This window comes from Ruegeria sp. BHSB196 (assembly GCF_059613135.1).
The window spans coordinates 24,469-50,035 of the sequence record NZ_JBXWRY010000002.1 but is presented as its reverse complement, the minus strand read 5'-3'; the positions used below and the strand labels follow the sequence as shown (position 1 = coordinate 50,035).

Below are 25,567 nucleotides of genomic sequence, written 5' to 3'. Positions count from 1 at the left end.
TCGATCCGGGCCGAAACGCGGCGAACACCTGCTTGTTTTCTGGAAATCTGGTGCGGGTGGAGGGACTTGAACCCCCACGCCTTGCGGCGCCAGAACCTAAATTTTATGAACGCGGAACAGAATCAACGACTTGGCGAAGCAGTTTCGCAGGACATTGCGCGAACAAGCCATGAATCTGCGAAAACCGTGATCGCTGACCAGCCAATAGAAAACCCCGGCGCGCTGGCGGGCGCAACCGGGGCTCATTTCAAAAACGAAGTCACCATGCTTCCCCCGCACGATACGGCATCACTGGCGGCACGTCATCCCATAATCGCACTGCATTGGGGGATCGTTGCATGACAAGATTTGCGGCCAGTAAACAAGCGGGGCGTTGGGCGAAGCTCAACAACAACGGCAAGCTGCGCCTGCCGGGGCGGGAGGGTGACGATGATCTCGATCATCCCCGTTGAAAACCAGGTGTCCATTCCGGCCTCGACCATCGAAATGGTCAAGCGTGCCGTCTGCGAGGAATTCGGCGTCAGCAGGAGCGAATTGGTTGGATCATCGCGGCTGCATATTCATTGCTGGCCGCGTAGCGTCGCCATGGCGCTGATCCGCGACCTGACCGGGTGCAACCTGTCGGAAGTCGGCCGGCAATCCGGCGGACGCGACCACACCACGGTACTGAACGCACCGAGGTGGGTGGAAGGGGTACATATCGGGAATGATGCGTTCCGAGCTCGATACGACGCACTTCGAACGCGAATCGAGGCGCTTCTGTCGCCGGTGTTTATGCGCGAACCGGTGTTCCGGCTAGTGCGCGAAAGGGTTGCATCATGACAAAAGCGGCTTCGATCATCGAGGGGATGCTCTGGCCACTCAAGCGCGGTGAGACTTTGTCGAACCATGATTGGTTTCCCTTCTACACGCACCGTTTTCTCTCGTCCGGCTTCGTCAATCAGGTGGCGCTGGGAGCGCGCGGCAGGGCCGATCTGGGCACGGCGCTGATCCTCTGGGCGGAATCGATGCGCATGGATCCGGCGGGCACCCTGCCGGTCGATGACATCGATCTAGCAAGCGCTGCTCGGTTCCACTCGGTCGTTGCCTGGCGCGAAGCACGGGACGGCGCGCTGTGCGATTGGGCGCTTGTCCGGGTCGAAGATGAATGGACCGGGGATCTGGTCGAGCGGCTCGGGCATCCCTTCACTCTGGACGTTGTGGCCGAGATGATTACACGCGCTCCGGCGCGCTCGATCGAATGGGATCAGCGGCCTGTTGCGCCCCCTGATAGCGGGAGGGCGGTGTAGTGGGACGCGACAAGCAGAACGAAAATCGCGGCGAAAAGGCAACGATACTTCGGCTCTCTATGATGCAGACCCCTGCATGGCGGGCGCTATCTCCTACAGCGCAGGCACTTTACGTTTGGATCAAGCACGAGTGGCGCGGGGCGAAGTTCAACAACAATGGCAAGTTGCGCCTATCAGTGCGGCAGGCGGCAGAGCGCATGGGCTGCGTGCGAGACACGGCGGCCAAAGCTTTCCAAGACCTGCAAGCCAAGGGGTTCGTTATCCAGACAGAGGGCGCTTGCTTGGGCGTAGAGGGCATGGGGAAGGCGCCAGCCTACGAACTGACCGAAATACCTCCATCGGGCGAGAACGGCCCCGGCAAACAATGGTTTAAGAATTGGTCCCAGGGGCACGACTTCCCGGTGAGGATCACACCTACCAAGGCCCGCACCGGGCCCAAGCCGAAAACAGAACCCTGTCCTAAGAATCAGGACAGTACTGTCCTAGAATTTAGGACGAAGTAGCCATGGCCTGTCCTATTTTTTATGACACCCTGTCCTATTTTTTAGGACGAAATGCGCCAAATCCGGCTCTACCCTGTCCTAAAAATCAGGACATCCTTAATAGCCATGGGGTGGTGGTCGGGGGCGAGGTGGACATTCCCGCCAGAACACCCTCGCCGAAGAGAGATAAGCAGGCAGGCTGTCCGGTAGACACCAAATATCGGACGGACGGCCTGCCTGCGTTGTCGTTCAACTCACCAACAACAAATGAGCAGAGCAATGGACAGTAAACCACCACTCGATCCCTGGCGCTTCGACGCCCTCACCGACGGCCCCGAACGGATCTGGGGCGTTGAGGCGATCGCCCGCGCGATGGGCGTATCGTCGCAAACCGTGCGGAGGTATGCCGCACGCCCCGATACACCGATCTATCGCCCCGGCGGCAAGTACTTCGCCATCAGATCGGAATTGAATGAATGGCTGAGATCGAAATAGAGAGGGAGCACACCGTGACGCAGGGCAACGACATCAATACGATGACAATCATCGACGCATCGGTGAACCAGTTGGGCAACAAGCTTTTGGCAATCTTCGACGTGACGACCCGCGGCATCCTAATCCAGGGATGTGTCCTGATCGCCCATGCCGATGGCAGGGTGATTGCCAAGGGACCAATCGGCAAAACGCATACCGGCGCCACTATCCGCGTTCGCTTCGACGATCCGGCAATCCGCGATGCCGTCACACAGAGGGCGATACGGGCCTATGCCGCGCTGACCGGTCGCGAGCTTACCGGGGCGCAGGCATAGGGGGGGTGGTCTCGAACTTTTGGGAACCCATGGGGACCGGCGCGGGGTAAGTGGCGCGAGATTTGTACGAATCTGGTTTTACCAAATGGCCGAGAATGGCAGAGTTTGGAACATTCTGGAAGATTCTGATATCTAGCGCCGCCGCTACTTGCTTGAAATTATGGCCTCATGTGGCCATTCAAGCGCAAACCCAAAACCGAGACCAAGTCGCTCACGTCGCCGGAAGACTGGCTGGCCGAGATTTTCGGCGTGACGCCTACCAGCGCGGGCGTGAGCCTGTCGCCCGATGCGGCGCTCTGCGTTCCGGCCGTGAATTCCGCGATCCGGGTCATTTCCGAGGCAGCTGCAAGCCTTGACGTTTCGGTCAAGTCGCCAGACGAAAAAACGACCTTCGACGATGATCCGGCGCTCAAACTTCTGGCCGGCGCGGCGAATGAATGGACGTCCGGGTACGAGCTTATCCGAGACCTTGTTATCGACGCTCTGGGGCGCGATCAAGGCGGTCTCGCCTGGGTCAACCGGATCAACGGCAAACCGCAGGAAATCATTCACTACAAACCCGGCGTGATCACCGTCGAGTATGACCAGGACACGCGAGAACCGACCTATCGGATCAACAACCGCGTCGAGCCCGCTGCGAACATCATCCATCTGCGTTCCCCGTTCGGCCGGGCCCCGTTGACGCTGGCACGAGAGGCAATCGGCGTGGCTTTCGTCATGGAGCGTCACGCGGCGCGGTTGTTCGGGCGTGGGGCCCGTCCTTCCGGTGCTTTGATGTTCCCGAAAGGCATGGGCGAGGAAAGCGTGAAAAAGGCGCGCGCGGCGTGGCGTGCGACGCACGAGGGCGAGGATGCCGGTGGTCGGACCGCGATTTTGTACGACGGCGCCGAGTTCGTGCCGTTCACCCTGAATTCGACCGACGCGCAGTATCTCGAAAATAGGAAGTTCCAGATCCTCGAGATTGCCCGGGCGTTCCGGGTTCCGCCCTCGATGCTGTTCGAACTGGATCGGGCCACATGGAGCAACACCGAGCAGATGGGCCGTGAGTTCCTGGTCTATTGCCTCGAGCCGTGGCTGAAGGCGCTGGAAGCCGCCCTGGGCCGCGGGTTGTTCTTGCCGGATCAACGAAAGGACCGCGTCATTCGCTTCGATCGGGACGACCTGACCCGTGCGGACCTGAGCACCCGTGCGACCGTCATCAGCAGCCTCGTCTCCAGTCGGACGATCAACCCGAACGAAGGCCGCCGCTGGCTGGGTCTACAGCCTTACGAAGGCGGCGACGACTTCGCCAATCCGAACATCCAGACAACCCCCGATACCAGCAAGGAGCCAGCGGATGCAGCTTGATGAGATCATTGCGGACGCACAGGACCAGGATCGCGGTCGAGAGTTCGAGCTTTCCGATCCGGTCACCGGCAAGCCCACCGGCATCAAGCTGCGGATCGCGGGTCCGGACAGCGCCACGCAGAACCGTGCCCGGCTGCAACTGGCCGACGATCTGGCGGCAAGCGCCGATCTGGATGGCCGGGTGTCGGCAGGGGCCCGAGAAAAACTGCGAATCAAATGCCTGGCGACCTGCGTGCTGGGCTGGGAGATCGAGGAAGACGGCGAGCCGGTTCCCTTCTCCCAAGCGAATGTCATCCGACTGCTGACGGCCGCCAGCTGGGTGCAGGCCCAGGTCGACGATTTCGCGTCCAACCGGGCGGCGTTTCGGGGGGGCGTGTGATGGAGCGACTTTACATCGATACCAAGGTTCTGGCCGAGGATGACGGTTCGATTTCGGGCATTGCCTGGAAGTTCGGCCAGGGCGATCGGGTTGGTGACTGGATCGAACCCGGTGCCTTCAAATCCGTTTCGCTACCCTTGCCGATGTTGTTCGGCCACGATCAGAACGATCCGGTTGGCGCCTGGGATCTGGCCGACGAAACCAAAGACGGACTGCACATCAAGGGCAAACTCCTGGTCGATGATGTTCCCCGCGCCCGTGAAGTGCGCGCCTTGGTCAAAGCCGGTGCTGTTCGCGGCATATCGATCGGCTTTCTCACCAAGGATGCCGTAGCCCGCAAGGGTGGCGGCCGCACCATCAAGTCGCTCGAACTTCTGGAAGCGAGTCTGGTGACCCTGCCCATGCATCCCGGCGCCCAGGTCACATCCGCAAAATCCGCAATCGAGGCCCTGCGCCTCGCGACTTCCCTTCAACGCGCCACGGCGCAAATTTCAAAGAGGTAGGTATGAAACACACGCGATTGAAAGACCTGCGCGGCAGCACGGCACTGATCCGCAAGGGAGATGACGAAGATCCGATCGATGTCGTCAACAAGGCCCTCACCGACCTGACCAAGACCGTCGATGAGCGGCTTGGCGAAATCGAGGAAAAGGCTGACACGACCGAGATCGTCGAGCGGCTGGACAAGCTCGAAGCCAAGGCCAATCGCCCGGAGGGCGGCGGCAAGGACACGAAGGATGAGCCCTCGGCAGAGCGCAAGGCGTTCGCGACGTATCTTCGCCTGGGCAACAACACCCCGGCAGACGAGCTGAAGGCCCTGACCGTTTCCAGTGATCCGTCAGGCGGCTACCTTGCGCCGGCCGAGATGTCCTCTGAATTCATTCGCGACCTGGTCGAGTTCTCACCGGTCCGCAGCATCGCCAGCGTTCGCCAGACCGGCGCACCGTCGGTGATCTACCCCACCCGCACCGGCGTCACGAACGCCAAGTGGAAGGGGGAGGCCCAGGCATCCGAGGCATCCGAACCCGGCTTCGGCCAGGAAGAGCTGTTCCTGAAGGAGCTGACCACACACGTCGATATCTCCAACCAGTTGCTGTCCGACAGCGGCGGCCAGGCTGAGGCAGAGGTTCGCCTGGCACTGGCCGAGGACTTTGGTCGGAAAGAGGGCCTGGCCTTCGTGAACGGCGACGGTGTTCTGGAACCCGAGGGGTTCATGACCAACGACGACATCGCCGAATCGATCAACGGCAGTACGACCGCGATCGATCCGGACGCGATGATCACGTTGATGTACGCGCTGCCCGCGATGTACCGAAATGCCGGAACCTGGGTGATGAACGGCACCACGCTTGGCGTGATCCGCACCCTGAAGGACGGCGACGGCCGCATGCTCTGGCAGCCGAGTTTCCAGGCAGGTCAGCCGGAAACCATCCTTGGCCGCCCGGTGGTCGAAATGGTCGATATGCCCGATGTGACAGCCAACGGTTTTCCGATCATGTTCGGCGACTTCTCGGGCTATCGCATCGTGGATCGTGTGGCGATGTCCACCCTGGTCAACCCGTACTCGCGGGCGACCGAGGGTATCACCCGCATTCACGCCACCCGTCGCGTGACCGGCGGTGTCTTGCAGGCGGCCAAGTTCCGCAAGCTGAAAATGTCCACCTCGTAACGGAGAGAGCCAATGCGTGACATGTACCATAACATCAAGGCGGTGGCGGCTCTTGCTCCTGCCGTGCAATCGGCCTCGGTTGACGGGGCTGCGATCGACCTCAAGGGCGCGAACCGCGCGGTCTTTGTCCTGAACACCGGCGCGATCGTTTCGTCGGGAGACTTCAGCGCCAAGGTCCAGGAAAGCGACACCACCACACCCGGCGACTTTGCCGATGTGGCGGCCGACCAGGTCGATACTGACGCCCCGGCCACGCTCGAGGCGACGAGCACCTACAGGATCGGTTACCGCGGTCACAAGCGTTTCGCCCGGATCGTGCTGACCAAGGCGGCCGGCACGAGCATCGCGGCCGGCGCCGTCGCCGTCCTTGGCGATCTGCGCACCCGTCCGGAGGCGTAAAAGATGGCCTGCGCGATCCTTTCTGAGGGCGATGCGATCCGCCCAAAAGCGATAAGGGCCCTCCCCGTCGCGCAGGTTGAGATATTCGTGGGGTCAAGGGCCGCGAGATCGCAAACGGGCGGGGCACTCAGCCCCGTCCGATCAAGGGGGATAGGATGCCAAGAAAACCGCCGAGGCTCTGCGCGTGCGGCTATCGGGTCCCGGCCGGATTGCGGTGCCCCTGCGAACGCAAGTCGGACGCTGCAAGAAAGGCGCGGTTCGATAAGCGCCGTCCGAATTCCAGCGCGCGCGGCTATACCGGTAAATGGGATCGGGAGCGCAAGACGTTCCTGGAAAAACACAGACGATGCGTCCGGTGCGGGAAGCCCGCCGATGTCGTCGACCACATCACACCGCATCGGGGCGACGCCGATCTCTTCTGGGATCGGGCCAACTGGCAACCCCTGTGCACAACTTGTCATTCCGGCGCCAAACAACGTGATGAGCGGCGCATAACCTAGGGGAAATAACAATGGCAGTTTTCGCATCCAACGGCGCCAAAATCTTCATCAGCACGACGGCGCAGACGGCCGAACCGGCTGACCTGGCAGCCTACCAGGCGCTCAGCTATACCGAGATCGGGGAGGTCGAGAGCCTTGGCAGTTTCGGTGACAGCTCGAACGAGATCACGTTCACCGCTGTCGGGGATTCCCGGCAGCGCCGTTTCAAGGGCGCCCGCGACGCGGGGGTTCTCGAGCTCGTGATGGGCATCGACTATGCGGACGCAGGCCAACTTGCCCTGATCGCGGCCGAGAAGGAAATCCACGATTACGCCTTCAAGATCGTGTTCAACGATGCTCCCCCGGCCGGCACACCGTCCGAGCGGTATTTCATCGCCATGGTGGCCAGCGCAGGGGAACAGCTGGACAGCGCGGACAACGTCATGAAGCTGAATTCGTCGCTCTGGATCAATTCCGAGGTCACCCGAGTGGCGGCGTCCGCATAACATGGCGATCCTGGAACTTGGCGACCTCGAACAACACTTGTCGCTGACAGGCGACGAGGACGGCTGCGACTCCTGGTTGCTGTCGCGGCTCATCGAAGCCGCGCAAGGCCACGTCGAAAGGTTGCTGGGATACAAGATCGAAGACCAGTTCGGAGGCCAGGACCAGGATCCGGTGCCGGAAGAACTTGTTCAGGCCGTGAAGCTGCTGGCTGCGCACTGGTACGACCAACGGGAAACGGCAGGTGAAGGAATGAAGGAGGTTCCCTTCGGGGTGACCGAGATCGTGACAGAATATCGGGAGTTCACGTTTTGAGCGATGGTGGCCTGAAAAGCTTTCAAAGACGCATGAATGCGATTCCGCGTGAAGTGAGAAAGGCGGTCGAGCCCGCCCTGCTCAAGTCTGCGCACGAAATGCAGGACGCCATGGAAACCCTGGTGCCCGAGGATACGGGCGATCTCAAGGGAAGCATCGCCGTCACCGGGCCGGGGCAGGCGACGCCGCCGTACTCGCAACCGGGCGGAAGCCATGTCGTGCCGCCCGACGCGGTGGCGCTGACGGCCGGGAACACCGATGTGCGCTACGCCCACCTTGTCGAGTACGGCACCGGGTCGGCACCCGCGCAGCCGTTTTTCTGGCCGGCCTATCGCCTGTTGAAGAAGCGCAGCGCCAGGCGGATCAAGGCCGCCATTTCCAAGGCAGTTCGGGAGACGGGCAAATGACGTTGGATCTCGCTTGCCAGAAAGCCATACGCGCCCGCCTGGTGGCCACACAGGCCGTCACGGAACTGGTACCGCCGGCGAACATTCTCGATCGCAATCAGCGCCCGGCACCAAGCCCAAGCATCGTCCTGGGCGAGTCGCAAATGGTGGATGAAGGCAGCTCGCTCAGACGCGAACACAGCCGTGTCTATCACACGATCCATGTCTGGAAGCGGGAAGGATCGCTCGAGGGCGTAAAGCGCATTGGCGGGGCCATTCGCAACGCCCTGCAATGGAACCGGCTTGAGCTCGATCCCGGCTACCACGCTGCCGATGCCAAGGTTTCCGGCATGCGCTTCGTGCGCGATCCGGACGGCGAGACTTCACACGGCATAGTCACGGTCGAAGTACTGGTTGCGGAGGTGGCGTGATGCAGGCGGGAAAGTTGATCAACGTCATACGGGTGCAGCGGGTCACCGCCATGCCCAACGAGTTCGGCACGCCGTCGGAGGTGTGGTCTGACCACAAGCGGCTTCGTGCCGAGGTTCTTCGGCAGTCGGCAGAGGAATTCATCAACACCCAGGGCGCCAACGATCGCGAGACTGTCGTGTTCCGAACCCACTACGTCGATGACATCGCGGCTGCGGACCGGGTGCTGTACCGTGGCGAGTATTTCAACATCAAGGGCCTGACGGAAATCGGCCGGCGCAAGGGCCTCGAGATCAGGTGCGAGGTGCTGGACTGATGCGCGGAACCAAGCCGTATCTCAAGGAAGACCCCGAGGCCATCACCGATATGGCCCCGCCCAATTGGTTTTCTGCCGATGCTGCCGCGGAATGGAATCGCGTCATGCCAATCCTGGCGGAACGGCGGATCCTGACCGTCGCGGACCTCGGCAGCCTCGAAAACTATTGTGTTGCGATCGGCACCGTTCGGGAAACTGAACGTCATCTGCAAGAATACGGCCACGTTCTGGACGTAGACGGATTGTTCAAGCGCAACCCTGCCGTCGGCATCCAGGCCAACGCGATCCAGCAGGCCCGCCTTCTGGCGGCCGAGCTGGGACTCACGCCGGTGTCCCGATCGCGCCCAACGATACGGGAGAATGACGATGCTGATTCCCTCCTGGATCTCTGGTGACACGGAAATCCCGGATCCGCTCGGCTACGGTCAGCGCGCCGTCGATTGGCTACGCCGTCTGAAGCACCCCAAGAACCCGGCGCCAGGGCATCCCTTCCAGCTGGACCCGTGGGCCGAAAAGACGATCCGGAGAATCTACGGGCCCCGCAATGAAGACGGCACCCGCGTGGTGCGGCGGGTGATCCTCCTGGTACCGCGGGGGAACCGCAAGACGTCTCTTTGTGCCGCCATCACGCTCCTGCACCTGGTCGGACCGGAATGCCAGCCTGGCGGGCTGATCGTCTCGGCGGCGTCTGCGCATGATCAGGCACGGGAGTTGTTCGAGGAAGCCGCCCTCATCGTCGAAAACGATCGTCGCCTGGTCAAGCACCTTGAGGTTCGTGACTACACCAGCCGGATAACCTATCAGAAGAAACGGTCGCGTTACGCGGCGCTTTCCGCCGATGGCAAAGTTCAGCACGGCAAAACGCCAAACTTGGTGATTGCCGACGAATTGCACGTGTGGGAAGGCCGCAAGGGATTGATGCTTTGGGAGGCATTGGATTCAGCGTTGGTCAAGGTGCCCGGCACGTTGATGATCGTCGCGAGTACATCCGGTCGTGGCCAGGAAAACCTTGCCTGGAAAACCGTCGAATACGCGCTAAAGGTTCAACGGGGCGAGATCGATGATCCGGCCACCTTGCCGGTCATCTTCATGGCCGAACCCCAGGACGACTGGGCGAGCGAAGATGTCTGGTTCGCCGTGAACCCCGGCCTGCGGCACGGCTACCCGGACATTGCCGGGTTCCGGGACAAGGCGCGCAAGGCCCAACATTCGCTGTTCGAGCGCGACAGTTTCAGACAGTACAATTTGAACATGTGGTTGGACCAGTCCACGTCTGGATTTGTCGAGATGCACATCTACGACGAAGGCAACCATGCCGTCGATCTGGATGAGCTGGAGATGGTTCAGGCCCCCTGTTGGCTGGGTGTCGATCTGTCCAAGAATGAAGACCTGACCTGCGTCGTGGCGGCGTGGCAGGATGGTGACGATGGCTACCAGGTGTTTCCCTGGTTCTTCTGCCCGGAAGACAACCTGCGAGACCGTGGCGAGCGGCACGGGGTGGATTACATCGCCTGGGCCGAGGCGGGCCACATCATCCCAACGCCTGGCAACACCGTCGACCTAAGGGCCGTGGAAGATCACATTCGCGAGCTTTGCGCGCGGTTCGACGTCAGGGAAATTGCATTCGACCCGACATATGCGCGCGGCATGATGGCAGATCTGAACGACGAAGGATTCCCAGTTGTGGAGTTTCGTCAGGGATGGGTGAGCATGGCCCCGGCCGTCAAAGAATTGGAGCGCGCCATTCTGGCACGGCGCTTCAGGCACGGTGGCCATCCGATCCTTCGGTGGAACTTCGACAACATCCATTTGCATGTCGATCAGGCTGGGAACCGATCCTTCCACAAGGGCAAGTCCGGCGGAAAAATCGACGGCGCGGTCGCGACGGCAATGGCGGTTGCTCGCTGCGCGGCCGGGGAGATTCGGTTCGTGACCGAGGCCGATTGGTTCAACGATGACATGTTTCTGGCGTGAGGTGGGTAGATGCCTGATGAAGAGAGATTGATCGTCCAACTCGAGGCCCGCATAGCGGAATTCGAAAAGCGGATGAAGCGGGCCGAAAAACGAGGAACCACATCCTATACCCGGCTTCGCCGCGGATCGCGCTCCGCGACGCAGGCCATGGAGCGCGACATGATGCGCTCGACCACCGGGATCAACAGGGCGCTGGCGACCAGTTCCGTGAAGATCGGTGCCTTCAGCAAGGCGATGATCGGCGGCCTGGCCGGTGGGGCCATCACGGCCGCCTTTGCAGGGTTCTCCAGCAATCTGTCGGACGTGGTGAAAGGTATCGCGACCGTTGGCGATGAGGCCAAGAGATCCGGCCTCGACGTGAAAACTTTTCAGGAATGGAAATTCGTTGCAGAGCAGAACCGGATCGCGGTCGATTCCCTGATCGATGGGTTCAAGGAACTGAACCTGCGCGCGGACGAATTCGTCATCACGGGCAAAGGCACGGCGGCGGAAGCGTTTTCCCGCCTCGGGTTCGATGCCCGGAAACTCGAAAAGGCGCTGGAAGACCCGTCCGAACTAATGCTCGACATTATCGATCGAATGGAGGGCCTCGACCGGGCCGCGCAGATCCGGGTGGCCGATGAACTGTTCGGCGGCACTGCTGGCGAACGCTTCGTCGAGCTTCTCAGCCAGGGCGAACGCGGGCTCAGGGCGACCATCGGGCGCGCGCATGAGCTCGGCGCGGTCATGGATTCCGAGATGATCGAAAAGGCGGACGAACTGGATCGCAAATTCCAGGAACTTCAGGCCCGCATCAGCACCTTCGGCAAAACCATGGCCGTTGCCTTTGCCGAAGGCATCGAGGGGATGCTGAGCGCCAAGAAGGATCTCGAAGGGATCTTCGGCGATCTGGAACGGGCAGAGGCGGTTCTGGGGTCCGATCTGGCCGCCAGGCTGGAAGACGACAAGGACGCCATTGCATCCCATGCGGACGACCTGCGAAGCCTGCACGGAACTTACGACGAACTTTTCGGGTTGATCAACCAGATGACCGGGCCCGACGGTGTGCGGGTTTTCGAGATCGACGACACCGAGTCCCGATTTGCCCTGGCTGGCATTCTGTCCGACCTGAAGCGCCTGGTCGATGAGCTGGAAAACGGCAAGATCGAAGCGGCAGAGTTTGAAAGCGAAGTGACGGAACTGGTGGGCGAGGCACAGGATGTCGCGGCCGAGCTGGAGGCCATCGACGCGGTACGGTTTTCCGGCGTCATCGAGGCGATCGGCGACATCGGAACGGCGCTCGAGCGCGCCATCGGGCGGGCGCAGGAACTGAAGGCAAGCCTGCCCGGAGAGTTCAGCGCAGGGCCGCCTCGGCGGGGCGGGAAGCGGCGCACGAGTGAGTTCGCCCCGGAAGAGACGATCCGCCCCAGGCAGGCACCAGCGCTGCTTGGCGAACCGGATATCGGCTCCGGCGGCGGCTCCGACGGCGGCTCCGGCGGCGCGCGCGATGGTTTCGCGGCGGCGGTCGCGCGGATCAAGGAACGCACGGCGGCACTCAATGCCGAGGCGGCTGCATTGACGGCCGTGGCCGCGAGCGGAAAGGAATATGGATCCGCAATCGACTTCGCTCGCAAACGCGCGGAGCTGATGAACGCCGCCTCGAAGGCAGGCAAGCAGGTCACGCCTGAACTTCTGGCGGAGATCGACGCCCTGGCGCGGGCCTACGTGACCGCTGGGGATGCGGCTGACCACGCCGCGGACCAGATGGAAGAGGTTGAAGACGCGGCCGAGCGTGGAGCGGATGCGATGGGAGACATCTTCAGCGCTCTGATCGACGGCTCGAAATCCGCGCGGGACGCCGTGGTCGACCTGTTGATGGAGATCGCCAGACTGCAACTGCAGAAAGGCATCCGGGATCTGGTCGATTCCGGAGGCGATAACGGCTTCGTCGCGTTTCTCGGAAACCTTCTTGGCTTTGCGTCGGGCGGCTTCACCGGGCCTGGGGGAAAATACGAGCCCAAGGGTGTCGTTCATGGTGGCGAGTTCGTTGTTCAGGCTTCGCAGGTGCGCAAACCGGGCGTGAGGCCTTTGCTGGAAGCCATCAACAATGGCGTCCCGGGTTATGCAAACGGGGGGCTTGTTGCAGGGCCCGGCCCGGGACGCCCGCAACTGATGCCCGCCCAGAATACTCGCAGTGAGATCCATGTGGCGATGGATGTGCGGCTGTCAGAGGATCTGGATGCACGAATCGTCAATCGGTCACACGGCGTTGCGGTCAATGTCGTCAGGGAATACGACCGGAGCGCTCTGCCCGCACGAGTTCAGCAAATTGGTAGAGATCCGAGAGTGCGGGGATGATGTTGCGCAGAGGTACTGACAGGCTGATGCAGCAACTTGTGGACGCGATGCAGCTGCACCTGAAAACGGGTCAGCCGCCAAACGTCCCTGAGGCTGGCCGGCTGATCTGGCAAGCATTTCTGGTCCTGTCTCGGTCCCGGTCGTATGGCGGCGCGGGGCCGAACCCGATCAGCTTTATCGAGATCGAAGCGTGGTCGCGGCTCTACCGGACGCCGCTGCAACCGCACCACGTCGAGATGATCTGCGCGCTCGATCGGGCTTGGCTGCGCGCGGGCGCCAGGCAAGCGTCTAAGTCGGAGTTGACTGCAGAGGCGTTCGACGCGTTTCTAAAATGATGGATTGCACCGACGTGTTCGAAGAGCGTGGCGGTGCTCCAAGGCCGGGGCAGTTATCTTGGGAAGCGCTACTCGCAAATTGATCGAGCAAGGCCTGGAATGGGATGTCTCCAATTTTGGAGAGAACCCGAATTTGGGATCAGCAGTATGACGCAGCAGCCCCCAATGGGGCATTGCGCAACTCGCAGTTTTTCGGCAAGGTGTCCGTGGGCGTGGAAACCCGGACCAGAGACAACCGCATCCTTATTGGAAATTCGTCCGTTTGAGCGGACAATTGCGGTTTATGGCAGACTGCCTTGGCGGGCGTCTGACTTCGACACCTTATGTCGGGGTGCAGGCGAAATACAAGAGCCGCAAGGCAAATACGCCTGGCCTGTCTCTCTGGCAGGTTTCCAACGCCCCGGCGCCAGCCCGCCGCTGGCATGGCCTTGGAAAGCCAAACCAGAGAGAATGACAAATGACAGAATCCAAAATCGAAATGACACGTAGAGCCGCTGTGACCGCTGGTATCGCCGCCGCCGCAACCCCGTTGGCGGGTGTCACGCAAACGCCATTGGCACAACAACTCAGTGATTATGACCGAGGCTTTCAGGATGCTCTGCAACTGCTGTTGGACAAAGCTAGGGAAATCGCCGCGCTCCGAGCCATTCCGGACCCGCATACTGAGTGGCTGTTTGAATGGAAAATCCTGCGGGACAAGATCAACACCGAATATCCCGGCGACCACGATGCGATCTGGTCACGCTTGCGCAGGATCGAGGCCAAGCTGACGCAAACTCCCGCCACGACCGATGAGGGGTTGATCGCCCAAATCGAGCTTGCTTTGACCGACGGCTACAACTTGAGTGAGCCAGAGGGAGTGGCCCGAGACCTGGCAGAAACTATGATGACCGGCCTGAAAACGGTGACGGGTCCGGTGCCCGTGTGATAGCAAAATAGACCCTCGAAGCGTTGTTTCGCTCTATGACTGTCTTCCAACTTAAAGAGCTGATCCACCGGGTGTTTGAGGCTGATTTGATACCAAGGCAGTGAATCTAGTGCCTGCATTAAAGTTCATGTTGACCTTTTAGCGTCCTGGTGCATTATAAGGTCAACATGAACCTAAGGAGCCCAGCTATGCGGCCAGTCATCACTTCAATAACCATCGATTCAAACGCAACGGCTTCCACTCTCGGAACGCCCGTCGAGACCCTTGGAACGTGGGGCAAGCGGTACGGTTTGCTGGATCGTTGCCGAGGGGGACGAGGCTATCCTGCCGCCTTCACGTTTGCTGATGTACTAGCTGCATATGTCGCGAAACGTCTGATCGGTGAAGGTTTTTCGGGCGATAGCGCCTGCAAGGCCGCAAACAACGCCAACACCCTGACGGCATTTCTCAATTACGAGCCGGTCCATTTTTACACGCGTGGTCGCGAAATTTTACGTGGCGCTGCCGATCCGGAGGAGGATGTTTCCGTAATGGTGCCCTTGGAGCGGGCCGGGTGGGAAATCGCGGAGGCGTTCGCTCTTGACCTGGCTGCGCGCAAAGGCCGGCAGGCGGGTGCCGAAGCAATGAGCGAGTTCACCGCCCTTGTCACGGAACACAGGAGCCAGGGGTGATCATCGCCTGGCCGTTCGCCCGCCTTGATCAATCGAGCGCAGCCTAGCCATGCCTCGCACCAACTCCACAAACCGGTTGGCCGTGAAAGAGCAGGAAGCCGCAAAGCTCCTGTCCCTCACGGTTTCAGAGTTTGTGGAGCTGGTCGAGCAAGCGGCCTTGCCTCAGCCTGTCCTGATCGGCGGAAAGCATCCCCGGTGGCGGGTGTCTGAGATCGCCGCCGTTCTGACAGGTGAAAAGGTTGGAGACGAGGATTTCGAAACATGAAGCGACCCGATCTTCCGTATCTCGAATTCAAGACCATCAAAGGTCGGCAGTACATCTATTTCCGGAAAGGCAAGTTTCGCCGCAGGCTGCCAAGCGATCCGGATACCGAGGAATTCAGCCGGGAGTATTGGGCGACGCGCAACGGCAGGCGCAACACACCGGCCCGAACCACCTGGAACAAACTGATCATTCACTACTACAATTCCGCAGCGTTCAAGGCCTTGGCGAAGGGCACACAAGCCAACTACCGGCGCCATTGTGAAGCCATCCGGGAAAAGAACGGTGACAAGGATATGCGGCTCTTTCGGCGCAAGCATGCCATCGCCGCCCGCGACAAACTGGCCGACACATGGTCGAAAGCGAACGAGCGCGTTGCTGTTCTTAGCATCCTCTGTAGGCAGGCGGTCGATCTGGAATGGATCGATAGGAATCCGGTCGTCGATATCGCAAAGCTGAAGGGCGGCGAATACGAGCCGTGGCCCGCGGATAGGCTGGAAGCTTTCGAGCGGTACTGCGACCGGCACGATCTGACCGACGCCCGAACGATCTATGAGCTGTGCATTGGTACGGGGCAGCGCATTGGAGACTGCATCGCAATGCGTTGGGATGACTTCGACGGGGAATACATGCGCGTGGTGCAGGAGAAGACCGGCGCGCACATGTGGATCTACTGCCCCGAGCGGCTGCGAAATTATCTCGCTCGCCTACCCCGCAAGGGGCGTCACATCATGGCAAAGAACTTGAGCCAGCCCATAGGCAAGCGGGCGGCTCAGAAGACCGTCGAGGATGTCCGCACCGCTCTGGGCATCATGCACGGGAAAAGTCGATTGGTCCCTCACGGCTGGCGCTACACAGCGGCCGTGCAGTTGTCGGATGCCGGTTGCGGGGATGCAGAGGTCCAAGCCGTCACAGGTCACAAAACGATGGAAATGGTGCGAAAGTATCGCGCCCGACGCGATCAGAAAGCGGCATCGAAGCGTGCGCAACAGAAGCGCGACAAGCAGGAACAGAACAAGATCAGAACGTGAAAGTGCGAAACTGAGTGCGAAACTCACAAAACCAAAAACGGAGGCTAAGAGAGCAAGATGCTGAAAACGTCAATGAAAACAGAATGGTGCGGGTGGAGGGACTTGAACCCCCACGCCTTGCGGCGCCAGAACCTAAATCTGGTGCGTCTACCAATTTCGCCACACCCGCACGAATGGGTCGAAACCCCGAGGTGAGGCGCTCAATAGCAAAGCTTTGGGCCGAGCGCGAGGGGGAATCTGTGCCTTCACCCCACCAGTTCACGCAACACGCGGGGCAGTTCCTCGGGCAGGTCTTCGGCTATCAGGCCGGGGCCAAACGAGCGGGCGCATTCAACATGCAGCACGGCCCCGGTTTCCGCAGCACGCATCGGCGCGAATCCACGTGCCAGCAGGCCCGTTATGAATCCCGCCAGCACGTCCCCAGCGCCAGCCGTCGCCAACCAGGGAGCGGCCCGCTCACAATGCGCGGACCCGACCGAGCAGCCGCCATCCGGTTTCGCAATCACCGTGTCCGGCCCCTTGAGGAGAACGACGCAGCCCGCGCGTTCAGCGGCTTGGCGGGCGGCGTCGACCTTGGAAAAAGCCGGGCCTTTCACCGCGGGCTCGCCGAGCCTTGCCGCGATATCCGGGAACAGGCGCGCGAATTCGCCGCCATGCGGGGTCAGAACGCATTCCTCGTGAACAAGGTCGAGCAACTCGCCGGGATCTTCGGCAAAGGCGGTCAGCGCGTCCGCGTCCAGCACCGTCGGGCGTGGTTTCACGCCGCCCTGCCCCAGCGCCACCGGGACGAGTTCGCGCGCCCGCTCGACCCCAAGCCCCGGCCCCAGGCACAGCGCGTTCAGGCGCTCGTCCGCAAGCACCTCGGCCAGGCCGTCGGCCCCGTCGATACGCCGCAGCATCAGCGCCGTGATCTGGCTCGCCACCTCCATCTGAGCCGACGGCGGCACGCCGAGTGTCACCAATCCGGCCCCGATCCGCAACGCGCCACGCGCCGCCAGCCTCGCGGCCCCGGTCTTGCCCGCCCCGCCCGACAGGATCAGGGCGTGACCGTGCGCATACTTGTGCCCGCCTTCGTCCTTGGCAAGCAAATGCGGATATAGCCGGCACTCTTCGACGATCGGGCTCTTGCTGTTGAATAGCGCCCCATCCAACGGATGAGAGATCCCAAGCGGCTTGACGACCACCTTGCCCGAGACCTGGGCCGCCTCGTCCAGGCGATGCCCCAGCCGAAGGCGCTCGAACGTCACCGTCAGGTCTGCGCCCGGCAGCCTTTGCACGAACCGGTCACTGGCCTCGGGCCTTTCGGACAGACGGCGGCCACTGTCCGCGCAATAACCCGATGGCATGTCAACGGCCACCACGCGAACCGGCGCAGGTTGCTGGCGCATGATCCCCAGCAGCCGGACCGCTTGCGCAGCCACGTCATCGAGCCCACGTGCCAGGCCCGTTCCGAACAACGCATCGACGGCCAGAGCCAGCGGGCCCCCGGGCACGTCACTGAAGGTTTCGATGGGGTGGACCGCCCCGCCCAGTGCCTTCCACCTTTCGAAATTCAGCTTCGCATCGGGGGGCAGTCTTTCGGGGTCGCCATAGAGATAGGTAGCAACCTCCCACCCCCATTGCCTGAGCAACCGTGCCACAACGAATCCATCGCCACCGTTGTTGCCGGGTCCGCACAGAACAACGGCGCGCTGCGGCGCTTTGGCCAGATCCGGCCATTCTTCGAAGATCGCCTCGAGAATGCCCCGCCCGGCCTTCTCCATCAGCGCCTGACCGGTTGCCTGGCCGGACTCGATTGCCTCTTGCTCCACCGCCCGCATTTGTGCAGCCGTCAGCAATTCCGCCATCTCACCTCTCCTTGCGATTCACTTTTGCGCTTTTTTTGTGCAACGCGCCCAAAACTTCACCAACGCTACGGTTTCGGCACGGTGCACGGCGGCCATCCGCGCAAACGCATTGCCGCCCCTTCTTAGACGTGATCTGAGCCAGCCTGACAAGCATGCGAGGGACACCCGATGAAGAAGATCGAGGCCATCATCAAGCCATTCAAACTGGACGAAGTCAAAGAGGCGCTTCAGGACGTGGGCGTTCAGGGTCTGAGCGTGATCGAGGTCAAGGGATTCGGCCGTCAGAAGGGCCACACCGAACTCTACCGCGGGGCGGAATACGTGGTGGACTTCCTGCCGAAGGTCAAGGTCGAGGTGGTGCTGGACGACGATCAGGTCGACTCCGCCATAGAGGCCATCATCGCCGCCGCCAAGACCAACAAGATCGGGGACGGCAAGATCTTTGTCTCCCCCGTCGAACAGGCCATCCGCATCCGCACCGGCGAGACCGGTTCGGACGCATTGTAAGCAACATCCGAGATCGCAAACAAAGGACGAAAAAACATGAGCAAGGACGCAGTTCTTCAACTGATCAAGGAAGAAGATGCCGAATATGTCGACATCCGCTTCACCGACCCGCGCGGCAAGCTGCAGCATGTGACCGTGCTGTCGGACCAGGTCGACGAAGACTTTCTGGAAGAAGGTTTCATGTTCGACGGTTCGTCCATCGCCGGCTGGAAATCGATCGAAGCGTCGGACATGAAACTGATGCCCGACACCGCCAGTGCCTATGTCGATCCGTTCTATGCGGAAAAGACCATCTGTCTGCACTGCAGCGTGGTCGAGCCGGATACCGGCGAACCGTACGAACGCGACCCGCGCGGCACAGCGGAAAAGGCCGAAGCCTATCTGAGATCCTCCGGCATTGGCGACGCGGCCTATTTCGGCCCCGAGGCCGAGTTCTTCCTGTTCGACGACGTGCGGTATTCGAACTCGATCAACAAGGTGTCCTATGAAGTCGATGCGACCGATGCGTCGTGGAACACCGACACCGAGTACGAGATGGGCAACATGGGGCACCGCCCCGGCGTCAAGGGCGGCTATTTCCCGGTGAACCCGGTCGATGAATCGCAGGATCTGCGGTCGGAAATGCTGAGCACCATGAAGCGTCTCGGCATGAAGGTGGACAAGCACCACCACGAGGTGGCCTCGTGCCAGCACGAACTGGGCCTGATCTTCGACACTCTGACCAAGCAGGCCGACGAACTGCAGAAGTACAAATACGTCATCCACAACGTGGCGCACGCCTATGGAAAATCGGCGACCTTCATGCCCAAGCCCATCGCGGGCGACAACGGCACCGGGATGCACGTGAACATGTCGATCTGGAAGGACAACAAGCCGCTCTTTGCCGGTGACAAATATGCTGATCTGTCGGACGAGGCGCTGTGGTACATCGGCGGCGTCCTGAAACACGCCAAGACGCTGAACGCCTTCACCAATCCGGGCACCAACAGCTACAAACGCCTGATCCCCGGTTTCGAGGCTCCGGTCCTGCGCGCCTATTCGGCCCGCAACCGCTCGGGCTGCGTGCGTATTCCGTGGACCGAAAGCCCCAAGGCCAAGCGCGTCGAGGCCCGCTTTCCCGACCCGTCGGCAAACCCCTACCTGGCCTTTGCGGCCCTGCTGATGGCAGGTCTGGACGGGATCAAGAACAAAATCGATCCGGGCGAAGCCATGGACAAGAACCTGTACGATCTGCCCGCCGAGGAACTGGCCGGGATCCCGACCGTCTGCGGCAGCCTGCGCGAGGCACTGGAGGCGTTGGCCAACGACCACGACTTCCTGCTGCAGGGTGACGTGTTCACCAAGGACCAGATCGACGGCTACATCGCGCTGAAGATGGAAGAGGTCGAAACCTACGAACACACCCCGCACCCGGTCGAATACGCCATGTACTACAGCTGCTGACCGGCTGCAGGTTTCAAGCCTGAGAAAAGGGCGCCCGTGGCGGCGCCCTTTTTGCTTGGAGAGGCGCCGGCGGAATTCCCTTTGACCTTCGACCGGGCGGCGTTAGGCTGAAAATGATTTCAGACCGAAGGACTTGTTTCATGCGCTTCGTTTTCCTGACCCTCGCCGCCGGACTGCTCGCCGCGGCCGGCCACGCCCAGACGATCGACCGAATCCGGTCCAGCGGCACGCTGAACATCGGCTTTCGCAGCGATGCCGCCCCGCTGTCCTATGTCGACGGTCAGGGACGCCCGGCCGGATATTCGCCGCTGGTTTGCGACCGCATCGCACAGGGCATCGCCGATGCCCTCGACATGGAAACTCTTCACGCCGAATTCGTGACCGTGGGAACCGGCGAGCGGTTCGACAAGGTTGCCTCGGGCGAAATCGACCTGCTTTGCGGCGCGGCGACAATCACGCTTTCCCGTCGCGAAGCGGTTGATTTCTCGATACCCACCTATATCGACGGAACTTCGGTTCTGCTGCCACGGGATGCCAGCGACGATCTGGGGCAACTTGCGGGCAAGAGGATCGGTTTCCGCAGCGACACGACCACCGAACAGGCCGTGACCAACACCTTTACGGCGGAAGGTCTGGATGCCGAGATGGTGCGGTTCGCCGCTCATCCCGACGGGATCGGCGCCCTGGTCTCGGGCGAGATCGATGCCTATTTCGCCGATCAGTCGATCCTGCTTTTCAACTACGCGACGGGCAACCTTGCCAGCGATTTCAAACTGTCGAACCAGATCATGACGATCGAGAAGCACGGGCTCGCCCTGGCGCGCGGCGATACCGAGTTCCGCCTGCTGATCGACAGCATTCTGTCGGACCTCTATGCCGATGGCCAGATGGAGGAGATCTTTCGCGCCACCCTGCCCGGTGTCGAACCGGGCGCGGCCTTGCAAGCCCTTTTCGTGATTGCCCCGACCCTGCCCTGACCCGCATTGCATGACCCGAGTTTCGCCCATGCGTATTTCCACCCTGATCACCATTCTTCTCGCGCTGCTTCCGGCGGCTGGTTCCGCCGCCCCCTGCGGCAACACCGGCGCCGGGTTCGACGCCTGGAAAAAGGACTTTGCCCAACAGGCCAAACGCGCCGGGGTCGGCCGGCAGGGGCTTAAGGCGCTGGCTCAGACGCACTACGCGACGCGGACCATCGCGGCCGACCGCAACCAGAAGAGTTTCAGGTATTCCCTCGACAAGTTCATGCAGGTCCGGGGCGCGAACGCGATCGTGTCTCAGGGCCGCAAGCGCAAGGCCGCAAACCCGAACTTCTATGCGGCGCTCGAGCGCCAATACGGCGTCCCGGCCGGCGTTCTCATCGCCATTCACGGCATGGAAACGGGCTTTGGCCGCTTCATGGGCGACAGTCAAGTCGTTTCCGCAATCACGACATTGGCCTATGATTGCCGCCGCTCCGACTTCTTCATCCCGCACGTCATCGGTGCGCTGAAGCTGGTCGATCAGGGCTCGATCTCCATGGCGACAAAAGGTGCAAAACATGGCGAGCTTGGCCATACCCAGTTTCTGCCGGGCAATGCGCTGGTCTATGGCGTCGATGCGACGGGCGACGGGCGGGTGGATTTCTACAACATGACCGACGCGTTGGCTTCGACCGCCAACTTTCTGCGCCAGAAGGGTTGGAAACCCGGTCGCGGCTATCAGCCGGGGCAGCCGAACTTCAAGGTCATCGAACAATGGAACAGCGCGTCGGTCTACCAGAAGGCGATTGCCATAATCGCCCAGCGAATCGACGGCTGAGCATCCCGGTTGCGCGGCTCGCGCCACAACATCGCCGCATTTCGACGCGATCTTGCCGGCGTTCCCCTAGGTGTTGTGGTTTCCATTCCGAGATCAATCCAGAAGTTTGATCGAAACAATTCGCTTTCGGTCTAACTTTCCGCTACATCGTGAGGTAGTCTTTGCAACAGCAATACACGCATAGGAGGATTCTGGCAGTGACGCAAAAGGACAGGTACCACGGTGGTCTTGTATTTGCGGGCACAACGGAAGCCGCGCTGGACGAGTTCAGCCGGATCGTGGCTGCGACGCTGGAGGACTATGGGCACCACGTCGAGCGCCGCGCTCTGCTGAGCGCCCACGACGCGCGCGTCGTTTCGAGCCAGTACCTGGTGCGCCTGCATCTGGAGACCGATCTTCCCCGCGAAGAAAGCCGGCATCAGTGCCTCGACCGGGCCGCCGGTCTGAAAGGCGCGTCCGCGGCGCCGCGTCCATCCCCGCGAAACCGGCTGGTGATCACGATGACGCCGGTTTCGGACTTGTTGGACGACCGGGAAATCTCGGAAATGATGCTGGTGGTCATGATCTATCGGCTGGTGGACGCGCGGACCCCGGAGCGCATCGAATGGCTGTCGCCGTCCTCCACCCTGAGCGTCGAGCAATTCATGAGCGCTTTCGCGAACCTGTCGCCCAGCCGCCTGCGCGGACGCCGGCAGGTCTTCGGTTCGGTCTGCGGTCCTTTTGCGCCCGGTTCTTCGGACAAGAGTTCCGAGCGGCAACTGGCACCGAGCCCTGAGACCGATGCGGAACAAGATACGCAGAACAAGCACGCCGAGTTTTTTGACGATCAGGTGCTGGCGCTGACCTTTCGAGCAGAAGCGGATCAGGCGGCGGAGGACGAACCCGACCCGGAAGAGGCGCTCCGCCGCGATCTGCAAAGGTTGTCCAGTTGGTGCATGACCGGGGTTGTCGCCTTTCTGGCAACTCCGGTCGCCGTATCGCTGGCCGCCGTCAACCTGATCCGCGGCGAGGATTTCCGACTCAACACGCAGGTTCTGTCCTACACCGCAGCCATCGTGATGCTGGAACGCAGCGGCGCGATCGCCGATCTGGCTTCAGCGATCGGGATCTAGGGCCGCGGGTGTTCCCTTGGCCTGCGGGGATCAGGGGCTCTGCCCCTCTTGCCCTGTGGGCAATTCACCCCGGGGTATTTGGAACCAGAAAGAAGCATCGGCTTCATGAGCGCCCCGGCAGGTGTTGCGGCACCTGCTGCTTGAGCCGGTGAGGCCGGTCGCGGGCGGGCGTGCGAGGAATCTTTTTTGGGTGCCGCGCTGTTTGCTGTCAGCGCCGATCCGCGCCGGACTCTGGGCAGCGAAAATCAGAGGCTGCCAACACGTAGGTGTGGATCGAAAAGATCACGGCCCGGCTCTGCGGCAGGCGCAGCAGGCATTGTCGTTCGCTGCGCAGAAACGGCGCGCCCGCGGCATCGCGATCCGGGCGCGGCGCGCTGGCGCGGCGCGGCTGGAAAAGTTCGGCATCCCGATACCAGAGCGCGTTGTAGCGCCACAGGGGGCGGTCCGGCTGAATCCCGTCGAAAAGCCGCTGAACCCTGCGCGCGATGTTGGCGTCGTAACTCGCGACAGGCGCATGAATCGCGAGCAGTGGATGCAGAAACTTCTCGGACAGCGTCCAACTGGCCGGAAAACACAGGACCGCACCGGTCAGAACATGCGCGTCCGCGCGTTTCTGCAGGATGCAGAAATCCTCCTGCACGATCCGGCCCAGGGTGCCGAGCGGATCATTCCGGTCGAGTCTGACGACCGCGCCGTCCGGCCGGGTCACCGCGTCGCCGGCGACGGGATAGGCCCGATGCAGAACACTGGCAAGAAGTTCCTCCGCGGCGGAACGCGCGCCGTCGTCCAGGGCGATGACATCCGCGCGCCGTTCGGACAGGAGTTCCTCGCGGCGCGCCATCTGCTCGGCGAAGGCGTCGTCGCGATGCAGCCAGTCCTCGATCCGCAGCGGCTGGACGCCCGGTAGCGGCCGGCTGGTCAGAGGGTCATAGGGAATCGATTTCTGCAGGATCTCCGTCATTCCATCCCGGTTAGCACCGGAAATGTCGTCTGTCGGCACAAAAACGACGAGTCCCCCGTCGCAAACCTTGGCGACCGTGAGTCAAGAGACTCGCAGTCTGACCGGGCAAGCAGGGAGGCGCGCCGTGAACACGCATTATCGAGACAGCCGCAAGATCGACCCCAGCCGCGGTGCGGCGCTGGGCGACGGCACGCCCAACGACAATGACCGGATCGAGATCGGCCCCACTCAACTGGCCTTTGCCGAATGGGAGGCGGCCGGGCTGCAGTTGCCCAACCTGGAACGGATGCGCGAGTATCGCTGGCGGCGGCTGACGCAGGCGATCGTCGATAGGGGCTATGGCGGGCTCTTGATGTTCGACCCGCTCAACATCCGATACGCGACCGACAGCACCAACATGCAGCTTTGGAACACGCACAACCCCTTCCGGGCCGTGCTGCTGTGCGCCGATGGCTACATGGTGATCTGGGACTACAAGAACTCGCCCTTCCTTTCCACTTTCAACCCGCTGGTGCGCGAGCAGCGCTCGGGTGCGGACCTGTTCTATTTCGACCGGGGCGACAAGGTGGATGTGGCCGCCGACGTGTTCTCGAACGAGGTGCGGGTGCTGATCGAGGAGCATGGCGGCGGCAACAAGCGGCTGGCGGTGGACAAGATCATGCTGCACGGTCTGCGTGCGCTCGAGGCGCAGGGGTTCGAGATCATGGAGGGCGAGGAGGTCACCGAAAAGACCCGCGCCATCAAGGGCGCTGACGAGATCCTGGCCATGCGCTGCGCCAGCCACGCCTGCGAGACCGCCGTGGCCGAGATGGAGAAATTCGCCCGCGCCCATGTCGGCGATGGCAAGACCAGCGAGGATGACATATGGGCCGTACTGCACGCCGAGAACATCAAGCGCGGCGGCGAGTGGATCGAGACCCGGCTGCTGGCCTCGGGGCAGCGCACCAACCCGTGGTTTCAGGAATGCGGCCCGCGGATCACCCAGAGAAACGAGATCATCGCCTTTGATACCGATCTGATCGGCAGCTATGGCATCTGCATCGACATTTCGCGCACCTGGTGGATCGGCGACCAGAAACCGCGCCCCGACATGATCTATGCGATGCAGCACGCGCATGAGCACATCATGACCAACATGCAGATGCTGAAGCCCGGCGTGATGATCCCCGACCTGACGGCCAACTGCCACAAGCTGGACGACAAGTTCCAGGCGCAGAAATACGGATGCCTGATGCACGGTGTGGGCCTGTGCGATGAATGGCCCCTGGTGGCCTATCCCGACAAGGCCGTTGCAGGCGCTTATGACTATGCGCTGGAGCCGGGCATGGTGCTCTGCGTCGAAGCCTGCGTGGGCGAAGTGGGCGGCGATTTCTCGATCAAGCTGGAGGATCAGGTTCTGATCACCGAGGACGGATATGAGAACCTGACGACCTATCCGTTCGACAAGGCGCTGATGGGCGAAGACTGAGGGGGGCACTGCGCTGTTCGCGCAAGCTTTCGACGGGCACGGCCGCGGCTTCGGCAAGTGTCACCTCCGCGTGATTGGACGGACACAA

At 61.7% G+C, this 25,567-nt stretch carries 32 protein-coding genes and 1 tRNA gene; 30 read left to right on the top strand and 3 right to left on the bottom strand.

Annotated elements, in window-relative coordinates:
• The first annotated feature begins 66 nt into the window (after positions 1 to 66).
• From AC2FNJ_RS01880 to AC2FNJ_RS01765, 24 genes are all read left to right on the top strand, one after another.
• On the top strand, positions 67 to 342 hold the full coding sequence (locus AC2FNJ_RS01880) for a hypothetical protein (RefSeq protein ID WP_496761965.1): 276 nt from the start codon (positions 67 to 69) through the stop codon (positions 340 to 342).
• Between the two features lie 87 nt (positions 343 to 429).
• A complete protein-coding gene (locus AC2FNJ_RS01875) occupies positions 430 to 822 on the top strand; it encodes a helix-turn-helix domain-containing protein (protein ID WP_496761963.1) in 393 nt (130 codons plus the stop codon).
• Positions 819 to 1,289: a hypothetical protein gene (locus AC2FNJ_RS01870; protein ID WP_496761961.1), complete on the top strand. Its 471-nt coding sequence runs from the start codon at positions 819 to 821 to the stop codon at positions 1,287 to 1,289. Before AC2FNJ_RS01875 ends, AC2FNJ_RS01870 begins: the two co-directional genes overlap by 4 nt.
• Positions 1,290 to 2,050: 761 nt before the next feature.
• A complete protein-coding gene (locus tag AC2FNJ_RS01865) occupies positions 2,051 to 2,266 on the top strand; it encodes a helix-turn-helix domain-containing protein (protein ID WP_496761959.1) in 216 nt (71 codons plus the stop codon).
• Positions 2,248 to 2,580: a hypothetical protein gene (locus AC2FNJ_RS01860; protein ID WP_496761958.1), complete on the top strand. Its 333-nt coding sequence runs from the start codon at positions 2,248 to 2,250 to the stop codon at positions 2,578 to 2,580. The genes AC2FNJ_RS01865 and AC2FNJ_RS01860 overlap by 19 nt, the downstream gene beginning before the upstream one ends.
• Positions 2,581 to 2,748: 168 nt before the next feature.
• On the top strand, positions 2,749 to 3,927 hold the full coding sequence (locus AC2FNJ_RS01855; RefSeq protein ID WP_496761956.1) for a phage portal protein: 1,179 nt from the start codon (positions 2,749 to 2,751) through the stop codon (positions 3,925 to 3,927).
• Complete coding sequence (locus tag AC2FNJ_RS01850) at positions 3,917 to 4,306, top strand: phage-derived protein YdaY family protein (RefSeq protein ID WP_496761954.1); 390 nt, start codon at positions 3,917 to 3,919, stop codon at positions 4,304 to 4,306. The genes AC2FNJ_RS01855 and AC2FNJ_RS01850 overlap by 11 nt, the downstream gene beginning before the upstream one ends.
• Positions 4,306 to 4,809: an HK97 family phage prohead protease gene (locus tag AC2FNJ_RS01845; RefSeq protein WP_496761952.1), complete on the top strand. Its 504-nt coding sequence runs from the start codon at positions 4,306 to 4,308 to the stop codon at positions 4,807 to 4,809. The genes AC2FNJ_RS01850 and AC2FNJ_RS01845 overlap by 1 nt, the downstream gene beginning before the upstream one ends.
• Positions 4,810 to 4,811: 2 nt before the next feature.
• Complete coding sequence (locus tag AC2FNJ_RS01840; RefSeq protein WP_496761950.1) at positions 4,812 to 5,975, top strand: phage major capsid protein; 1,164 nt, start codon at positions 4,812 to 4,814, stop codon at positions 5,973 to 5,975.
• A 12-nt stretch (positions 5,976 to 5,987) separates the two neighbouring features.
• Positions 5,988 to 6,374 carry a hypothetical protein gene (locus AC2FNJ_RS01835; protein ID WP_496761948.1) on the top strand — a complete coding sequence of 129 codons (387 nt, stop codon included), beginning with the start codon at positions 5,988 to 5,990 and terminating at the stop codon, positions 6,372 to 6,374.
• Between the two features lie 155 nt (positions 6,375 to 6,529).
• Complete coding sequence (locus AC2FNJ_RS01830) at positions 6,530 to 6,874, top strand: HNH endonuclease signature motif containing protein (protein ID WP_496761947.1); 345 nt, start codon at positions 6,530 to 6,532, stop codon at positions 6,872 to 6,874.
• 11 nt (positions 6,875 to 6,885) lie between these two features.
• On the top strand, positions 6,886 to 7,359 hold the full coding sequence (locus tag AC2FNJ_RS01825) for a hypothetical protein (protein WP_496761946.1): 474 nt from the start codon (positions 6,886 to 6,888) through the stop codon (positions 7,357 to 7,359).
• Position 7,360: 1 nt separating this feature from the next.
• Entirely contained in the window at positions 7,361 to 7,672 is a 312-nt protein-coding gene (locus AC2FNJ_RS01820; protein WP_496761945.1) for a head-tail connector protein, read from the top strand.
• Entirely contained in the window at positions 7,669 to 8,079 is a 411-nt protein-coding gene (locus AC2FNJ_RS01815) for an HK97-gp10 family putative phage morphogenesis protein (protein ID WP_496761944.1), read from the top strand. Before AC2FNJ_RS01820 ends, AC2FNJ_RS01815 begins: the two co-directional genes overlap by 4 nt.
• The gene (locus AC2FNJ_RS01810) at positions 8,076 to 8,489 is read left to right on the top strand and encodes a DUF3168 domain-containing protein (RefSeq protein ID WP_496761942.1); all 414 of its coding nucleotides are present in this window, start codon (positions 8,076 to 8,078) and stop codon (positions 8,487 to 8,489) included. The genes AC2FNJ_RS01815 and AC2FNJ_RS01810 overlap by 4 nt, the downstream gene beginning before the upstream one ends.
• Positions 8,489 to 8,803 (top strand): phage head closure protein, encoded by a 315-nt coding sequence (locus AC2FNJ_RS01805; RefSeq protein ID WP_496761941.1) that lies wholly within the window; start codon positions 8,489 to 8,491, stop codon positions 8,801 to 8,803. Before AC2FNJ_RS01810 ends, AC2FNJ_RS01805 begins: the two co-directional genes overlap by 1 nt.
• Entirely contained in the window at positions 8,803 to 9,198 is a 396-nt protein-coding gene (locus tag AC2FNJ_RS01800; protein ID WP_496761939.1) for a phage terminase small subunit P27 family, read from the top strand. Before AC2FNJ_RS01805 ends, AC2FNJ_RS01800 begins: the two co-directional genes overlap by 1 nt.
• Positions 9,170 to 10,777: a terminase large subunit gene (locus AC2FNJ_RS01795; protein ID WP_496761938.1), complete on the top strand. Its 1,608-nt coding sequence runs from the start codon at positions 9,170 to 9,172 to the stop codon at positions 10,775 to 10,777. Before AC2FNJ_RS01800 ends, AC2FNJ_RS01795 begins: the two co-directional genes overlap by 29 nt.
• A gap of 9 nt (positions 10,778 to 10,786) precedes the next feature.
• Positions 10,787 to 13,114, top strand: a complete 2,328-nt coding sequence (locus AC2FNJ_RS01790; RefSeq protein ID WP_496761936.1) for a phage tail tape measure protein — start codon at positions 10,787 to 10,789, stop codon at positions 13,112 to 13,114.
• A gap of 26 nt (positions 13,115 to 13,140) precedes the next feature.
• Positions 13,141 to 13,449: a phage tail assembly chaperone gene (locus tag AC2FNJ_RS01785; RefSeq protein WP_496761934.1), complete on the top strand. Its 309-nt coding sequence runs from the start codon at positions 13,141 to 13,143 to the stop codon at positions 13,447 to 13,449.
• Between the two features lie 457 nt (positions 13,450 to 13,906).
• Positions 13,907 to 14,377, top strand: a complete 471-nt coding sequence (locus AC2FNJ_RS01780; protein WP_496761933.1) for a hypothetical protein — start codon at positions 13,907 to 13,909, stop codon at positions 14,375 to 14,377.
• A gap of 188 nt (positions 14,378 to 14,565) precedes the next feature.
• Entirely contained in the window at positions 14,566 to 15,048 is a 483-nt protein-coding gene (locus AC2FNJ_RS01775; protein WP_496761932.1) for a hypothetical protein, read from the top strand.
• A gap of 49 nt (positions 15,049 to 15,097) precedes the next feature.
• Complete coding sequence (locus AC2FNJ_RS01770) at positions 15,098 to 15,313, top strand: helix-turn-helix transcriptional regulator (RefSeq protein WP_496761931.1); 216 nt, start codon at positions 15,098 to 15,100, stop codon at positions 15,311 to 15,313.
• Positions 15,310 to 16,341, top strand: a complete 1,032-nt coding sequence (locus tag AC2FNJ_RS01765) for a site-specific integrase (RefSeq protein WP_496761930.1) — start codon at positions 15,310 to 15,312, stop codon at positions 16,339 to 16,341. The genes AC2FNJ_RS01770 and AC2FNJ_RS01765 overlap by 4 nt, the downstream gene beginning before the upstream one ends.
• Positions 16,342 to 16,425: 84 nt before the next feature.
• On the opposite strand, the gene AC2FNJ_RS01760 is transcribed toward AC2FNJ_RS01765, so the two are convergent.
• Together AC2FNJ_RS01760 and AC2FNJ_RS01755 are read right to left on the bottom strand one after the other, a co-directional pair.
• Positions 16,426 to 16,510, bottom strand: a tRNA-Leu gene (locus AC2FNJ_RS01760).
• 76 nt (positions 16,511 to 16,586) lie between these two features.
• On the bottom strand, positions 16,587 to 18,188 hold the full coding sequence (locus AC2FNJ_RS01755) for an NAD(P)H-hydrate dehydratase (protein ID WP_496761928.1): 1,602 nt from the start codon (positions 18,186 to 18,188) through the stop codon (positions 16,587 to 16,589).
• A 168-nt stretch (positions 18,189 to 18,356) separates the two neighbouring features.
• On the opposite strand from AC2FNJ_RS01755, the gene AC2FNJ_RS01750 reads away from it, so the two are divergent.
• The 5 genes from AC2FNJ_RS01750 (at position 18,357) to AC2FNJ_RS01730 (ending at position 23,050) form a co-directional block, all read left to right on the top strand.
• Positions 18,357 to 18,695, top strand: coding sequence for a P-II family nitrogen regulator (locus tag AC2FNJ_RS01750; RefSeq protein ID WP_496761926.1), 339 nt, complete (start codon positions 18,357 to 18,359; stop codon positions 18,693 to 18,695).
• Positions 18,696 to 18,731: 36 nt separating this feature from the next.
• The gene (gene glnA / locus AC2FNJ_RS01745; RefSeq protein ID WP_496761925.1) at positions 18,732 to 20,138 is read left to right on the top strand and encodes a type I glutamate--ammonia ligase; all 1,407 of its coding nucleotides are present in this window, start codon (positions 18,732 to 18,734) and stop codon (positions 20,136 to 20,138) included.
• A gap of 140 nt (positions 20,139 to 20,278) precedes the next feature.
• Complete coding sequence (locus tag AC2FNJ_RS01740) at positions 20,279 to 21,115, top strand: amino acid ABC transporter substrate-binding protein (RefSeq protein ID WP_496761923.1); 837 nt, start codon at positions 20,279 to 20,281, stop codon at positions 21,113 to 21,115.
• Between the two features lie 28 nt (positions 21,116 to 21,143).
• A complete protein-coding gene (locus AC2FNJ_RS01735) occupies positions 21,144 to 21,938 on the top strand; it encodes a lytic murein transglycosylase (RefSeq protein WP_496761922.1) in 795 nt (264 codons plus the stop codon).
• A gap of 197 nt (positions 21,939 to 22,135) precedes the next feature.
• Positions 22,136 to 23,050, top strand: a complete 915-nt coding sequence (locus AC2FNJ_RS01730; RefSeq protein ID WP_496761920.1) for a hypothetical protein — start codon at positions 22,136 to 22,138, stop codon at positions 23,048 to 23,050.
• A 208-nt stretch (positions 23,051 to 23,258) separates the two neighbouring features.
• On the opposite strand, the gene AC2FNJ_RS01725 is transcribed toward AC2FNJ_RS01730, so the two are convergent.
• A complete protein-coding gene (locus AC2FNJ_RS01725; protein ID WP_496761918.1) occupies positions 23,259 to 24,011 on the bottom strand; it encodes a heme-dependent oxidative N-demethylase family protein in 753 nt (250 codons plus the stop codon).
• Between the two features lie 124 nt (positions 24,012 to 24,135).
• On the opposite strand from AC2FNJ_RS01725, the gene dddP reads away from it, so the two are divergent.
• Complete coding sequence (gene dddP / locus AC2FNJ_RS01720) at positions 24,136 to 25,479, top strand: dimethylsulfonioproprionate lyase DddP (protein ID WP_496761917.1); 1,344 nt, start codon at positions 24,136 to 24,138, stop codon at positions 25,477 to 25,479.
• The last annotated feature ends 88 nt before the right edge of the window (positions 25,480 to 25,567 follow it).

Coding starts and splice junctions, on each gene's coding strand:
- AC2FNJ_RS01860 (WP_496761958.1), top strand. CDS start 2,248: ATGGCTGAGATCGAAATAGAGAGGGAGCACACCGTGACGCAGGGCAAC.
- AC2FNJ_RS01765 (WP_496761930.1), top strand. CDS start 15,310: ATGAAGCGACCCGATCTTCCGTATCTCGAATTCAAGACCATCAAAGGT.
- AC2FNJ_RS01795 (WP_496761938.1), top strand. CDS start 9,170: ATGCTGATTCCCTCCTGGATCTCTGGTGACACGGAAATCCCGGATCCG.
- AC2FNJ_RS01850 (WP_496761954.1), top strand. CDS start 3,917: ATGCAGCTTGATGAGATCATTGCGGACGCACAGGACCAGGATCGCGGT.
- AC2FNJ_RS01820 (WP_496761945.1), top strand. CDS start 7,361: ATGGCGATCCTGGAACTTGGCGACCTCGAACAACACTTGTCGCTGACA.
- glnA (WP_496761925.1), top strand. CDS start 18,732: ATGAGCAAGGACGCAGTTCTTCAACTGATCAAGGAAGAAGATGCCGAA.
- AC2FNJ_RS01800 (WP_496761939.1), top strand. CDS start 8,803: ATGCGCGGAACCAAGCCGTATCTCAAGGAAGACCCCGAGGCCATCACC.
- AC2FNJ_RS01855 (WP_496761956.1), top strand. CDS start 2,749: ATGTGGCCATTCAAGCGCAAACCCAAAACCGAGACCAAGTCGCTCACG.
- AC2FNJ_RS01740 (WP_496761923.1), top strand. CDS start 20,279: ATGCGCTTCGTTTTCCTGACCCTCGCCGCCGGACTGCTCGCCGCGGCC.
- AC2FNJ_RS01825 (WP_496761946.1), top strand. CDS start 6,886: ATGGCAGTTTTCGCATCCAACGGCGCCAAAATCTTCATCAGCACGACG.
- AC2FNJ_RS01755 (WP_496761928.1), bottom strand. CDS start 18,188: ATGGCGGAATTGCTGACGGCTGCACAAATGCGGGCGGTGGAGCAAGAG.
- AC2FNJ_RS01725 (WP_496761918.1), bottom strand. CDS start 24,011: ATGACGGAGATCCTGCAGAAATCGATTCCCTATGACCCTCTGACCAGC.
- AC2FNJ_RS01870 (WP_496761961.1), top strand. CDS start 819: ATGACAAAAGCGGCTTCGATCATCGAGGGGATGCTCTGGCCACTCAAG.
- AC2FNJ_RS01790 (WP_496761936.1), top strand. CDS start 10,787: ATGCCTGATGAAGAGAGATTGATCGTCCAACTCGAGGCCCGCATAGCG.
- AC2FNJ_RS01865 (WP_496761959.1), top strand. CDS start 2,051: ATGGACAGTAAACCACCACTCGATCCCTGGCGCTTCGACGCCCTCACC.
- AC2FNJ_RS01835 (WP_496761948.1), top strand. CDS start 5,988: ATGCGTGACATGTACCATAACATCAAGGCGGTGGCGGCTCTTGCTCCT.
- AC2FNJ_RS01805 (WP_496761941.1), top strand. CDS start 8,489: ATGCAGGCGGGAAAGTTGATCAACGTCATACGGGTGCAGCGGGTCACC.
- AC2FNJ_RS01775 (WP_496761932.1), top strand. CDS start 14,566: ATGCGGCCAGTCATCACTTCAATAACCATCGATTCAAACGCAACGGCT.
- AC2FNJ_RS01830 (WP_496761947.1), top strand. CDS start 6,530: ATGCCAAGAAAACCGCCGAGGCTCTGCGCGTGCGGCTATCGGGTCCCG.
- AC2FNJ_RS01785 (WP_496761934.1), top strand. CDS start 13,141: ATGCAGCAACTTGTGGACGCGATGCAGCTGCACCTGAAAACGGGTCAG.
- AC2FNJ_RS01735 (WP_496761922.1), top strand. CDS start 21,144: ATGCGTATTTCCACCCTGATCACCATTCTTCTCGCGCTGCTTCCGGCG.
- AC2FNJ_RS01840 (WP_496761950.1), top strand. CDS start 4,812: ATGAAACACACGCGATTGAAAGACCTGCGCGGCAGCACGGCACTGATC.
- AC2FNJ_RS01845 (WP_496761952.1), top strand. CDS start 4,306: ATGGAGCGACTTTACATCGATACCAAGGTTCTGGCCGAGGATGACGGT.
- AC2FNJ_RS01770 (WP_496761931.1), top strand. CDS start 15,098: ATGCCTCGCACCAACTCCACAAACCGGTTGGCCGTGAAAGAGCAGGAA.
- AC2FNJ_RS01750 (WP_496761926.1), top strand. CDS start 18,357: ATGAAGAAGATCGAGGCCATCATCAAGCCATTCAAACTGGACGAAGTC.
- AC2FNJ_RS01810 (WP_496761942.1), top strand. CDS start 8,076: ATGACGTTGGATCTCGCTTGCCAGAAAGCCATACGCGCCCGCCTGGTG.
- AC2FNJ_RS01875 (WP_496761963.1), top strand. CDS start 430: ATGATCTCGATCATCCCCGTTGAAAACCAGGTGTCCATTCCGGCCTCG.
- AC2FNJ_RS01780 (WP_496761933.1), top strand. CDS start 13,907: ATGACAGAATCCAAAATCGAAATGACACGTAGAGCCGCTGTGACCGCT.